This window comes from Bacillus sp. EB600 (assembly GCF_024494385.1).
GTDB lineage: Bacteria > Bacillota > Bacilli > Bacillales > Cytobacillaceae > JAEVLT01.
In genome coordinates, this window is the sequence record NZ_JAEVLT010000023.1 from 66,500 (window position 1) to 77,363 (window position 10,864).

The window sequence follows — 10,864 nt, forward strand, 5'->3', positions numbered from 1 at the left end:
ACTAGGGTATCTAATCCTGTTTGCTCCCCACGCTTTCGCGCCTCAGCGTCAGTTACAGACCTGAAAGCCGCCTTCGCCACTGGTTCAGCTTAATCATCATAACACCTATAGAGTTAGCAGACGAGCGGGAATTTTTTTCAATACTTTTCCTATATCGATTAGGCTTCACCTACAGTAAATATAGGAGATATATTTAAGAATTCGCATAAAATACTTAGAAAGTGAGGTGATAGTTTGATCATTTATGAAAGAGTACACGACTGGGTAATGACTCCGCAACATCATCACGGCCTGCTTTCGGGGGACATCTCCCATCATTGGAAATCTACGTTTATAAAAGGAACAGAAAAGTGGAGTGAGGTAATTTTTGCTATCTCACAACATGACCGCGGATGGATCGATCTCGATGAAAATCCTTCTTGGAATGATAAGGCCAATGCCCCCTTTTCCTTTATCGACTTTCCCCTACTCCCAAAGCTTTCCTTTTATACTAAGGGAATCGATGAGGTTGAAAAAAAGTCCCCTTATGCCGGATTGCTGTGCAGTTTGCACTACCAGTCCTTTTTGGTGGGAGCCAAGGAGCCTGAAGCCATTGAATTTTCCAGACATGAAAAAACCAGACAGCATCGTTTGATGGAACAATTAAATCTTTTTGACAAAGAAAAAAAAGAGCTAGTAAACCTTCACTTTTTGATGATCAAGTTTTGTGATAATCTCTCGTTATATTTGTGTATACAAGAGCCCGGAACGCCCAAAGCGGAAGAATTTCCTTGGTTTAAAGACGGGTTTCCAGAGAGGTTTCCGTTTATGGACGGACAAAAAATCACTGCAGAATGGCTGAATTCTAAACAAGTTTCTATTCGTCCCAGCCCTTTAGTCTTACCTGCCACTGTATCCATTCAAATAAAGGAAGTAAAAAAAGCAAATATCCATAAGTGGGGAATCGCTAAAGCATATAATGATGCAGCATGGAAAACCAGAACAATTACTTTTGTGTAGCTTGTTCGTCTTAGCTGGGACTATTAACCGATACATGAAGGATCAGTGGATAACCATAGCGAAAATGGAGAAAAGTATAAAAGTGAAAAGAAGGTTTCCTTACTTTATGAATAAAAAGTGTAACAATGAAAAAGAAATAGTAGAAGAAACCCTTAAGAATTCAATTGAAATTGAAGAGGATTTAATGAGAACATTTCTTATGACAGCAGAGACGATTCATAGTGATCATGACCTAAAGGAACGTCTTGAAAACTTTGCCCAAGGAAATGCAAAAAGATCGAAGCAACTTCTTGATGAGCTTAATGAAACGAAGGATTAGCAAAGGAGTCTACAGCTTTATTTCGATATTATTATTATGATTATCTGTGTAATCGGTTACCTGCTTCCTTCTTTATCGAACGGATTGAACAATCGTCTAAAGAAGTTCTCGAGGCATATTAAATAAACCAGTTATTACAGAAGCCTAAAATAGGTAAATGATTTCCCGATTCATACAAGGAAGCTTGAGGACTTACCTCAAGCTTTAAATGCCTTGTCTAATTCTACTTCGCACTCGTTCATTAATAATGACCGTATTGAAGTCCCCTTTATTTAAGAATAGCCAATAGTGTCTCCTTAAAACTATCGTAAACATATGACCAAAGTGTTGGCTCCTCCGTATATCTTTTCCTTAAAGATGCAAATATTTCTTTTTGTTTCTCGGCAAAAGAAGGATCCTCTTTTGGAGGCAGTGTTGCACGAAGTTCATTAACTATTTGCTGGATTTTCGGTGCGCGAGGTCCCCATTTTCCAAGTGTTTTCCCCTGTTTATTCAATATCAAAATAATTGGTATTGCCCGGCCGCCATTTGTTAGATAACGATCAATCAAATCTGTATCTGCATCTCGATATGTAACGTGCATTTCAACATTTGCAGCTTCAGCCAATTTGCGAATAATCGGGTTAATCATCATGGCATCCCCACACCAATCTTCCGTAATCGTTAAGAAATGGAGTGAATGTTGTTTTAATTCTTCAACAAACTCATCTTTAGGCAATTGAAATTTCTCATAAATAGCTAAACTTTCTTCTTTTAAGGTGCTCATCTCATTCATATAAGCCTGGATTGTCTTTCCTTCTTCAAAATACTGTTGTTCTGTTTTTATTTTAATCACTCTCTCATTATTCATTTTTTCTTCTATTACTACTATCTATGAAATGAACTGACTATATCTCAAATCTACATCTTTCCTGTGAATTTAGCAAAGAAAGAATCCTCCTATGCGTGTTTGCCCATCTTGGATTTTAGAGGAATAGTACTATGAAAAAGAAAAAGACAATCATTATGATGATCTTTACACTCGTTTTGCGCCAATATATCTAGGATGCCAATATGTGTTGTTTGTATTTGTAATCATTACACCCTTTGATGAAGAAGACATAATCATTTTTCCGGACCCAATATAAATCGCAACATGTGTTGGGCTGCTTGCCTTTGTAGGAGCAAAGAACATTAAATCGCCTGGCTGTAAGGCATAGACACGATATCCGTTTCCATAGAACATTTGAGCTGCAGTACGGTTTAGCGTTCTTCCTGCTTTTGCATAGGAATACTTCACAAGACCCGAACAATCGAAACCGCCTGGTGACACCCCGCCCCAGCGATAAGGAGTTCCAATATGAGACTTTGCAACAGTAATTGCTGTTGTATGATAATTATAATAAGCTGCTTCTGCTTTATCACCCGCATAGGCAAACAAAGAGCTAAAAGAAGTTAGAATGACAAGTGCTGCGATGAATTTCTTTAGCATGGTTGTTACCTCCTAGTAGTATTTGATAGTTTCAATATACTAGATAGGTATAACAGGGGTATCACAGCAAAATTACAAATCCATTACAAAGATATATTAAAATAATTTTTAAACACTCAATAATTCTGCTAACTTTTATTTTTTTACTTGCTTCTCCTTAGCTAGATTGACCACTTAATCAATTTCAGAAGAGATGTCCTTTAAGTTTATTATTTCCGTTGCAATTATTTCTGTTTGTTCTATACGTTTTCTTTAACGATATTCCGGACTGATTCCAATTCTTGGATGGTGTTCACAAAAATCTAACTAAAAATTTATAATTTCTCTTGGTTTCTTACAATGAAAAGCCTATTTTCAAGCCTGATATACTTATAGTAGATTTACTTTTACCCAGCATATTACTATTAAGGAGGATGTTTTGGTGAGTTACAAAGCATTCATCTTAGATAGCGACGGAACCATTGTTCCGCATGAAGAAAACTGTTAGTCATGCTACAAAATATCCGATTCGGCGGTTAAAAGAGACACCATGAAGGTCGTGATTGCAACTGGAGGAGCGCCTTATTTTTCAAAAAACGTTGTAAACGAAACAAATGTGGACTCAACTGCCTATTTTAACGGGGCCTATGCTTGCTCTGAAGGGAAAGAAATATATATAAATGCGATATATAAGTATTTTAAAAAATATTGTGGTCTTATCTCATGATTAACAACATCCGCTTACATTTTTAAGAGATGGACTTCCACAGGTGCCAAATTGTGATGTAATCTTGTCCAATACAAACAAAGCAGTAGGTCTGACAAAACTGCTGGAACAACTTGGCATCGCACCTGGTGAAGCCGTTGCTTTTGGTGATGGCCAGAATGATATTGAAATGCTTTCTTTGGTTGGAATGGGAGTCGCCAGAAAAAAGGGTCAGTCCCCCGATGCTTCAACGCATTGGCACACTGACCCCTCCAAGGATTTTTCTAGGACGAGAGCATCACTAGAAAGCCCAAACCTATGATTTGTCTATCATATGGTGAAGAATTTAAATGAAGAAGAGAGCCAAATGTTTTTTCAATTTTTGTGGTTAATTAAATAGAATCTACGTTTAGTCCCCTATGGTGAAGCAAAGAAATTTGTTTAGCTAGAAAAGCTGGCGTGTACGGCACGTTTTGAAGCCAAGCTACAATCGTTCCGATCAAAGCCGAAGAATCGTACCATATCAAAATGTCCTTTTGAGTTTACATATTTATACAAATATAATATTTTGATGGTTCTATTTCAACTACCCTGCGATATTTAGCTGAAGAAGATAGAAGTATTCAGATACAGACACCTGTTAATTTTCTAAAGGAAATTATTCAATAATTAGAATCTGTGGTATTGTTATTATGTAATATACATAATGGAGGGAATTTATAAATGATAACAGTATCTGAACTCATTGAAAAACTTCAGGAATTGGATTTTCAAGATGCACAGATAGTTCTTAAAGATTCATCAGGTGAGAATTTAGACATAGCAGAGATTGAAAATGTTTTAGGATTCTATTATGTAATTCATCCAGTTTCAACCAAAGGGAACTAGGGAGAAACAATAGAACCTAACATCTTCGGATCTGGCAGATTCAAGAGAACAGTAAACAAAATAACCAAAAGAGGTTCGAATAGATTACGACATGCCCTATGTGTTGTCATGGCAAAATCGCTGTCACACAGACCACCGTACTTTAGGTGGTCTATTTTATGAGATTTTTAAATAAATGATCTTGATAGCGAACAGTGACTGTCACTGTTCGCCTTCTTTCACTATGCTGCCCGTTAGCACAAGAAACGACTTTTCTTATTGAACAATCGCACCAATTGCTGAAAAAAGCGGACTAATCTTCCATAACTATTCGCGCGTAGTCTTCCGTTTCTTCATCTAATTTGTTCTCTTTTCTCAATTCCTGAATAGGTTCTTTTCGGTCATCTTCAATGATTTGAAAACTTCCTGATACATTTGGTGTTTTTCCTTTGTTTTTATCCATATTTTCGCTCCTTGGTTAATCAGTAATAATAAAGAAGAAATTTTACTGAACCAACTAAAGTTCCCATGGGCAGGTCCGTTCTACCCCCTGCTATGGTTATATTGGCTATACTTGGTCGTACCACTATTGATGGAGAATTCCCAATCATTTCACTTATATCTTCACAATACCCTATTTAACACCACTCCCTACAATTGTCAGCCACCTTCTGTACAAGTTGCATTGGAGCTGCCTACTTTGATTTAGGAAAACACTTGATTATATTTATAATAGTAGGGAGGCCAAATTATTCTGTTTTAATCCCATCTTAAAATAAGTTAACTGTTAGGTGAATCGTATGCATATTTTATTTTTTGCTCCCTATTTTAATCAACCAAGAGGAAATTCAACAACAATAAAGCGGCTTGTTCATTTTTTACAGCTGGAAAATATCAGTACGTCCGTCATTCCGTATTTAGAAGATGATTATTGGCATCGTTCCGATGCAGATATTTACCATATTTTACATGCTACTCGATTTATACAATGGCAAATAGAAAATAATTTTATCTTAAACCGTCCATATCTTGTTACCATGGGTGGTACGGATATTAATATTGATTTACAATCAAGTATGGATGATGATATGTTTTCTTTCTTAAATGATGCTGCTTTTATAACGGTTTTTACAGAGGATGCAAAGGAGAAGGTCAATCGTTTGTTTTCAGGATGGGCGGATAAAATTTTTGTTATTCCCCAAGGTATCTGGTTGCCCTGGACTATGTCAACAAAAATAAAAGAGGTATCTCCGCGTATTCTTCTTCCGGCAGGATTGCGTCCCGTAAAAGATGTTTTGCACGTGCTTCCAGCACTGGACGAGCTGGTTTATCAGTATCCTAATATGAGCTTTGCTATACTTGGTGCAAACTTGGACGAGGATGTGCATCAGCAGGTAAAAAAAAGCGCAGAACAACGTCGTTGGATGAGATATGCCGGTGTTGTCCCATATGAAGTGATGAAAGTATGGTACGAGCAAGCCCAAATTGTCATTAACACTTCTCGATCTGAAGGGCAGTCGCTTGCACTTATGGAAGCAATGCTCATTGGGAGACCAGTCATTGCAAGGAAGAATGAAGCTAATCTTCATTTAATCCGCCATGAAGAAACAGGTTGGCTTTATGAAACGATGAATGAGTTTAAAGAAGCCGTTCATTCAATTGTAAGTAATGCCTCATTACGTGAGAAAGTTATTCAGCAAGCAAAAGAATGGATTGTGGAACACGGTTCCCCAGAAAAAGAAACACATGCCTATATTAAATTGTATAGACATTTATTGAATGGTTAGGATTATATTTGTGAAATACCGGTAATTAAGGCTTAAGAAGATAGAAGCCAGAATATTGAAATAAAAGAGGTAATTGTCTTTAAACAACTACCTCTTTTGATTGTTTTCATTTAACAACAATTACTTTCATTTCCTACTAACACGAGCCCATTAGCTTCTTGATTGAAATCTAAAGTAAGGACATCCGTATAAGGTTCAATATCAGGATCAATTGCCACCTGTATTTCATTGATGGTCACTACATTATCATTTTTATCTGGCTCATCCAGAGCCAGTCCTACATTTGGCTGTCCTCAGCCATAGCCTGCAAAATAGACACGAATATTTTTGGCTTCGTGTTCTTGGAACAAATGCTTCAATACATCACGTGCTTGATCTGTGATATTCAATTTATCCATCACCTTTCAAAGGAATTTACTTTCTTTATTTTACTTGGTTTTTATCATCCAGGAAATTAAAAAGTCTTATCCATTATAGCTTACTCATATCACGAGCAGCTTTGATAAATTTTTTAACTGTTCATACCCTTTATTCTCTTCACTTATTAGAGGAACAATCGCACATTTATCAGCCAATTCAGTAGTAACCTTTTGAATCCAACGAACTTCAGCCTGCGCCCTTCCTTTTAAAACAGGGTCATTCGTTTCAGTAACGTAAAGGCTCTGGTTAATCACCCACCAGTCAACGGTTATATCCGCACGTTTTAAATCATCCTGTAATCGGCTAGCTTCTAAAACAGGGGTTGCTTCAGCTAATGCTACAATAACCACGCTTGTTTCTTTTGGATTTCTTAAACGTGGCAAAAGGGTTTTGACACTCTCAGGTATCTCACCTGTTGAACGGGCCAATTCCTTATGGTAAGACTGAGCAGCGTCTAAAAGGAGTAATGTATGGCCAGTAGGTGCTGTATCAATCACAACAATTTCATCTTTAGATCTTGCCACAACCTCTGCAAAAGCACGAAATACGGCAATCTCCTCCGTACAAGGTGAGTTTAAATCCTCTATCACATAGGCAAGGGCCTCTTCATCAAGTTCATTTCCTACTTTCGATAAGACTTCATCTTTATAAGCCTCAACTTCTTCTTTCGGATTGATCCGACTGATAGTTAATTGTTCATTCAACTTGCTATTTTGAAAGACAAGCTCTAAATGACCAGCTGGGTCAGTTGTCGTTAAATGTACTTTATGACCCTTTTCTACTAACCCAACTGCGATTGCAGAGGCCATTGTAGTCTTTCCAACGCCCCCCTTCCCCATTGTCAAAATCACTCTTGTATTGTTTGCTGAAAAGTGTTCCACAACTTTATTTAATCCTGGTAAGGCTACTGACTTTCCTTCAATCTTTGTTGCAGTTGCTGACATTGTATCTTGTTTAAAAAAGCACCGTAGATTTTGAATACCTGTTAAGGAATACGAAACAAACGGTAGCGAATAAGTTGCAACATGCTTTAGGTTGTCAGGCATTTGCTTTATGGCATTCCGCTGTTTTTCAAAAAATGAAGATGATGTTTTATCATCAAGCAGATAGGATTGCAACAATCCATTTATAATCAGACGCTGATTGGATATACCAATTTCTTTTAGTTCCTTTGCAGCATGATTTGCCTCAAGTAAGGATGACTCATCAGGTCTTGCAACAAGAATCAGGGTTGTTTTGGATAAATCAGAAAGTGCATCCATTGTTATGGAATAGACTTGTTTCTTTTCAGACAATCCAGATAAAGGGCCCAAACAAGAAGCACCATGTGTATTTTCTTCTAAAAAACCACTCCACGCTGTTGGCAACTGAAGAAGGCGGAGTGTATGACCAGTTGGAGCTGTATCAAAGATAATATGCTCATATGCATCAACAACTGATGGATCAGCAAGTAAATTTGTAAATTCGTCAAAGGCTGCAATTTCCACCGTACATGCTCCTGACAATTGTTCCTCCATCGTTGCTACTACTGCGTCGGGAAGTTTTCCTCGATATGGTCCAATGGTTCTTTCACGGTAGGCTCTGGCTGCTTCGCCAGGGTCAAGATTACAAGCGTAAAGATTAGGGACATTCGGGATTGCCACCGGAGCATTTGTTAGCTCAATCTCCAATACGTCCTGTAAGTTAGAGGCTGGGTCTGTACTTACAAGCAGGACTTTTTTTCCTTCATCTGCTAAAGTTACAGCCGTTGCACAAGCAGTCGAAGTTTTTCCCACCCCACCTTTTCCTGTAAAAAATAAAAACTTTGTGTTCACAATCTTTTTGGTCTCGAAAGATGGAAACATCATTTTCACTTCTTTCTTATTTCAATGGTTTTAGATCAATTTTGACACCGACTTTTATTTTCTTGGTTAACTCGTCAGCCTTTACACCGTACCACTCCGCAAATTCATCGTTTGATGGATATTTCCCTTCCTTCACTACCCTTCCATCTACTAAAGTGATTGGAAGAAAATCTGGCCCCTTTTCATAAAGGACTCTGTTTACCTCTTTGTTTTCAACAAAAATTGCCGGTTCAGTACCAAGATTATAGCGTTTGATGTCGTATCCTTTTTTCTCTAACAAAAAGATAGCTGTGGCTACTCTTGTTAGTTCAGGATCTACACTTGGGCCGCATACACCTGTAGAACAACACATGGCAGGGTCAAAGATTTCTACTTTACTCATAAAAGCAGCCTCCTTAAAGTCTTAAATATAAGTATTTGCTTATATAAATAGGAACGGAAAGGCCAAGAGTCATGATTCTCTTGGCGGTATGCTTCTTACTCGCCTGTTTCAGCAAAACGCTTAATACGATCACCGATTTCATCACGGACCCTTTGGAATACAGCCCATTTTTCTTCATCTGTTCCCTGAGCTTTTGCTGGGTCATCAAACCCCCAGTGAACCCGCTTTACTTTAGGCGGTGTTACAGGACATTTATCTGCTGCATCACCACATAAAGTTACGACCAAGTCAGCATTGTTTAAATACTCAGGATCGATAAGGTCAGATGTATGGGTTGAAATATCCATTCCTGCTTCTTTCATCGCTTTGACAGCATTTGGGTTCAATCCATGTGTTTCAATTCCTGCACTTCGTATTTCCCACTTATCACCTAAGTAGTGTTTTGCCCAACCTTCGGCCATTTGGCTCCGGCATGAGTTTCCTGTGCATAAGAAGTAAATTCTTTTTTTAGACATAACGTGTTCTCCTTTATTTTTCGTCAATTATTTTATAAATAATTGCTGCACAACTTGCTCCTAAAATAGTTGCAACAATATACACCCATAGATGTTGAGTTGTACCCGATACGATGGCAGGGCCAATTGATCTGGCGGGATTCATAGAAGCACCGGAGATGGGGCCACCAAACATTGCTTCCAGACCCACAGTGGCGCCAATGGCAATTCCTGCAAACGACTTTTGAGCTCTTCGGTGAATCGCAGATCCCAAAATAACAAACATTAAGAAAAATGTAAGGATAAATTCCAAAACAAATGCTTGTGACCAGGTATCCCTTGGTAAGGTAGCCCCTAATGAAGCAACGTTGCCAAATAAAGAAAGCATCGTTCCACTTGCAGCAATTCCTGCAATTACTTGGGTAACAATATAATACAGTGCTTCCCTTTTATTTATATCCCCATTGATTAAAAATCCAATGGTAACAGCAGGATTAAAATGGGCTCCTGAAATGTGGCCAAACGTATAAATTAATGCCGTGACTACCAGTCCGAACGTAATAGCTACTCCTACATGTGTTAAACTTTTCGAGATTTCGTCTATCACTACTGCACCAGTCCCAGCAAAAACAAGGAAATACGTTCCTAAAAATTCACTGATTAACTTTTTTTTCATTCTTTTCTTTCTCCTTGTTGTACAAATTCCTTAGCAGCCACAACGAAGTGTAGGATTGCTTTTTTCAATTTGTTTAATTTTCTCCGTCTGATCCGGTACATGCTCCAAAATATCTTCTATAAGTGTGTATAGTTCACTTTGTGAATTAAGGGAATAATAGATCCATTGTCCCCTCCGGTCTTCTTTAATGAGCCCGGCATCCTTTAATTTACGAAGATGCTGGCTAATAGACGGCTGGCTGGTATCAAAAACTTCAAGAAGTTCACAAACACAACACTCTCGGCGTTTTAAAATTCCAACGATCGTTAAACGTGTTTTATCACCAAGTAATTTTAAAACGTTAGCAACACGCTCCAATTCAGCGCTTGATTTTAGCATAAATAATACCTCCTCTTATTGGTAATTAATTAAATAGTAATTTGCTTATATAATTCCCACCAACATGAAGTTGAGTAAACTTCTGTTTAAGTAAAAAATTATTCATATTTGTTGGAAATACCTTCCTTAAATTATCATATAACTATTTTCTTATATAATAGACCCTAGCTCAATTTAATTCAAGTAATCTAATGTTAAGAATATGTAAAGCCAAAAATATTTACTACTATCACTTTCAAAAATAAAACAGTTAAAATTTCTCATTTTATTTAGTCTTTTCACTGTATAACAAAAATAACCATCGCTTATTAAGGAATTAAGAACAAAAGCGCAAGCGCCCGTTTAGCGGCGTATGGCCTAGAGCGCTTCGACTGAGATAAAGGAAACACGGAGAGCGTAAGCGATCCGATGTTGACTTATCGTAGGGAGAAGAGCGAAGGACACTAGACGCTGGGCGCTGGAGCTGGACTAGTCTAACTCAGTAATGAGTTATCCACAATGACCAAATCTATAATTTCCTACAAGATAAAAAGCCCTTCTCA

The 10,864-nt window shown here is 37.7% G+C and carries 15 protein-coding genes and 1 other annotated feature (1 of these 16 only partly in view); of the genes, 7 read left to right on the forward strand and 8 right to left on the reverse strand.

Annotated features, from left to right (window positions below; genetic code table 11):
- Positions 1 to 222: a sequence feature (mutual gap in cmsearch alignment for this rRNA model is longer than 100), on the reverse strand (it extends 281 nt beyond the left edge of the window).
- 12 nt (positions 223 to 234) lie between these two features.
- Both JN080_RS19635 and JN080_RS19640 read left to right on the forward strand, forming a co-directional pair.
- The gene (locus tag JN080_RS19635) at positions 235 to 999 is read left to right on the forward strand and encodes a DUF3891 family protein (RefSeq protein ID WP_256237672.1); all 765 of its coding nucleotides are present in this window, start codon (positions 235 to 237) and stop codon (positions 997 to 999) included.
- Positions 1,000 to 1,105: 106 nt separating this feature from the next.
- Positions 1,106 to 1,318 (forward strand): hypothetical protein, encoded by a 213-nt coding sequence (locus tag JN080_RS19640; RefSeq protein ID WP_256237673.1) that lies wholly within the window; start codon positions 1,106 to 1,108, stop codon positions 1,316 to 1,318.
- Positions 1,319 to 1,586: 268 nt separating this feature from the next.
- Here the strand turns inward: JN080_RS19640 and JN080_RS19645 are convergent, their stop codons facing one another.
- Together JN080_RS19645 and JN080_RS19650 are read right to left on the reverse strand one after the other, a co-directional pair.
- A complete protein-coding gene (locus tag JN080_RS19645; RefSeq protein WP_256237686.1) occupies positions 1,587 to 2,144 on the reverse strand; it encodes a thioredoxin family protein in 558 nt (185 codons plus the stop codon).
- Between the two features lie 189 nt (positions 2,145 to 2,333).
- A complete protein-coding gene (locus JN080_RS19650) occupies positions 2,334 to 2,789 on the reverse strand; it encodes a C40 family peptidase (RefSeq protein ID WP_256237674.1) in 456 nt (151 codons plus the stop codon).
- A gap of 529 nt (positions 2,790 to 3,318) precedes the next feature.
- Between JN080_RS19650 and JN080_RS29940 the strand changes: the two genes are divergently transcribed.
- The 4 genes from JN080_RS29940 to JN080_RS29945 all read left to right on the forward strand — a co-directional run bounded on the left by JN080_RS29940 (position 3,319) and on the right by JN080_RS29945 (position 4,524).
- The gene (locus JN080_RS29940) at positions 3,319 to 3,495 is read left to right on the forward strand and encodes an HAD hydrolase family protein (RefSeq protein ID WP_375141709.1); all 177 of its coding nucleotides are present in this window, start codon (positions 3,319 to 3,321) and stop codon (positions 3,493 to 3,495) included.
- Positions 3,496 to 3,538: 43 nt separating this feature from the next.
- Positions 3,539 to 3,796, forward strand: a complete 258-nt coding sequence (locus JN080_RS19655; protein ID WP_256237675.1) for an HAD family hydrolase — start codon at positions 3,539 to 3,541, stop codon at positions 3,794 to 3,796.
- A 401-nt stretch (positions 3,797 to 4,197) separates the two neighbouring features.
- Positions 4,198 to 4,362 (forward strand): hypothetical protein, encoded by a 165-nt coding sequence (locus JN080_RS19665; protein WP_256237676.1) that lies wholly within the window; start codon positions 4,198 to 4,200, stop codon positions 4,360 to 4,362.
- A gap of 21 nt (positions 4,363 to 4,383) precedes the next feature.
- The gene (locus tag JN080_RS29945) at positions 4,384 to 4,524 is read left to right on the forward strand and encodes a transposase (protein WP_375141711.1); all 141 of its coding nucleotides are present in this window, start codon (positions 4,384 to 4,386) and stop codon (positions 4,522 to 4,524) included.
- Positions 4,525 to 4,654: 130 nt separating this feature from the next.
- On the opposite strand, the gene JN080_RS19670 is transcribed toward JN080_RS29945, so the two are convergent.
- Positions 4,655 to 4,804, reverse strand: a complete 150-nt coding sequence (locus JN080_RS19670) for a hypothetical protein (protein ID WP_256237677.1) — start codon at positions 4,802 to 4,804, stop codon at positions 4,655 to 4,657.
- 337 nt (positions 4,805 to 5,141) lie between these two features.
- On the opposite strand from JN080_RS19670, the gene JN080_RS19675 reads away from it, so the two are divergent.
- Positions 5,142 to 6,128: a glycosyltransferase gene (locus JN080_RS19675; RefSeq protein ID WP_256237678.1), complete on the forward strand. Its 987-nt coding sequence runs from the start codon at positions 5,142 to 5,144 to the stop codon at positions 6,126 to 6,128.
- A 482-nt stretch (positions 6,129 to 6,610) separates the two neighbouring features.
- Here JN080_RS19675 and arsA read toward each other — a convergent pair whose 3' ends face one another.
- From arsA to JN080_RS19700, 5 genes are all read right to left on the reverse strand, one after another.
- Positions 6,611 to 8,392 (reverse strand): arsenical pump-driving ATPase, encoded by a 1,782-nt coding sequence (gene arsA, locus JN080_RS19680; RefSeq protein WP_256237679.1) that lies wholly within the window; start codon positions 8,390 to 8,392, stop codon positions 6,611 to 6,613.
- 16 nt (positions 8,393 to 8,408) lie between these two features.
- Positions 8,409 to 8,774 carry an arsenite efflux transporter metallochaperone ArsD gene (gene arsD / locus JN080_RS19685; RefSeq protein ID WP_256237680.1) on the reverse strand — a complete coding sequence of 122 codons (366 nt, stop codon included), beginning with the start codon at positions 8,772 to 8,774 and terminating at the stop codon, positions 8,409 to 8,411.
- A gap of 95 nt (positions 8,775 to 8,869) precedes the next feature.
- Positions 8,870 to 9,289, reverse strand: a complete 420-nt coding sequence (gene arsC, locus JN080_RS19690; RefSeq protein ID WP_256237681.1) for an arsenate reductase (thioredoxin) — start codon at positions 9,287 to 9,289, stop codon at positions 8,870 to 8,872.
- A 13-nt stretch (positions 9,290 to 9,302) separates the two neighbouring features.
- Entirely contained in the window at positions 9,303 to 9,944 is a 642-nt protein-coding gene (locus tag JN080_RS19695; RefSeq protein WP_256237682.1) for an MIP/aquaporin family protein, read from the reverse strand.
- A gap of 30 nt (positions 9,945 to 9,974) precedes the next feature.
- A complete protein-coding gene (locus JN080_RS19700; RefSeq protein ID WP_256237683.1) occupies positions 9,975 to 10,322 on the reverse strand; it encodes an ArsR/SmtB family transcription factor in 348 nt (115 codons plus the stop codon).
- Positions 10,323 to 10,864: the final 542 nt, after the last annotated feature.

Excerpts from the sequence above, each read along its gene's own strand:
- JN080_RS19640 (WP_256237673.1), top strand. The coding sequence starts at position 1,106 with ATGAATAAAAAGTGTAACAATGAAAAAGAAATAGTAGAAGAAACCCTT.
- JN080_RS19650 (WP_256237674.1), bottom strand. The coding sequence starts at position 2,789 with ATGCTAAAGAAATTCATCGCAGCACTTGTCATTCTAACTTCTTTTAGC.
- JN080_RS29940 (WP_375141709.1), top strand. The coding sequence starts at position 3,319 with ATGAAGGTCGTGATTGCAACTGGAGGAGCGCCTTATTTTTCAAAAAAC.
- JN080_RS19665 (WP_256237676.1), top strand. The coding sequence starts at position 4,198 with ATGATAACAGTATCTGAACTCATTGAAAAACTTCAGGAATTGGATTTT.
- JN080_RS19670 (WP_256237677.1), bottom strand. The coding sequence starts at position 4,804 with ATGGATAAAAACAAAGGAAAAACACCAAATGTATCAGGAAGTTTTCAA.
- JN080_RS19675 (WP_256237678.1), top strand. The coding sequence starts at position 5,142 with ATGCATATTTTATTTTTTGCTCCCTATTTTAATCAACCAAGAGGAAAT.
- arsA (WP_256237679.1), bottom strand. The coding sequence starts at position 8,392 with ATGTTTCCATCTTTCGAGACCAAAAAGATTGTGAACACAAAGTTTTTA.
- arsD (WP_256237680.1), bottom strand. The coding sequence starts at position 8,774 with ATGAGTAAAGTAGAAATCTTTGACCCTGCCATGTGTTGTTCTACAGGT.
- arsC (WP_256237681.1), bottom strand. The coding sequence starts at position 9,289 with ATGTCTAAAAAAAGAATTTACTTCTTATGCACAGGAAACTCATGCCGG.
- JN080_RS19695 (WP_256237682.1), bottom strand. The coding sequence starts at position 9,944 with ATGAAAAAAAAGTTAATCAGTGAATTTTTAGGAACGTATTTCCTTGTT.
- JN080_RS19700 (WP_256237683.1), bottom strand. The coding sequence starts at position 10,322 with ATGCTAAAATCAAGCGCTGAATTGGAGCGTGTTGCTAACGTTTTAAAA.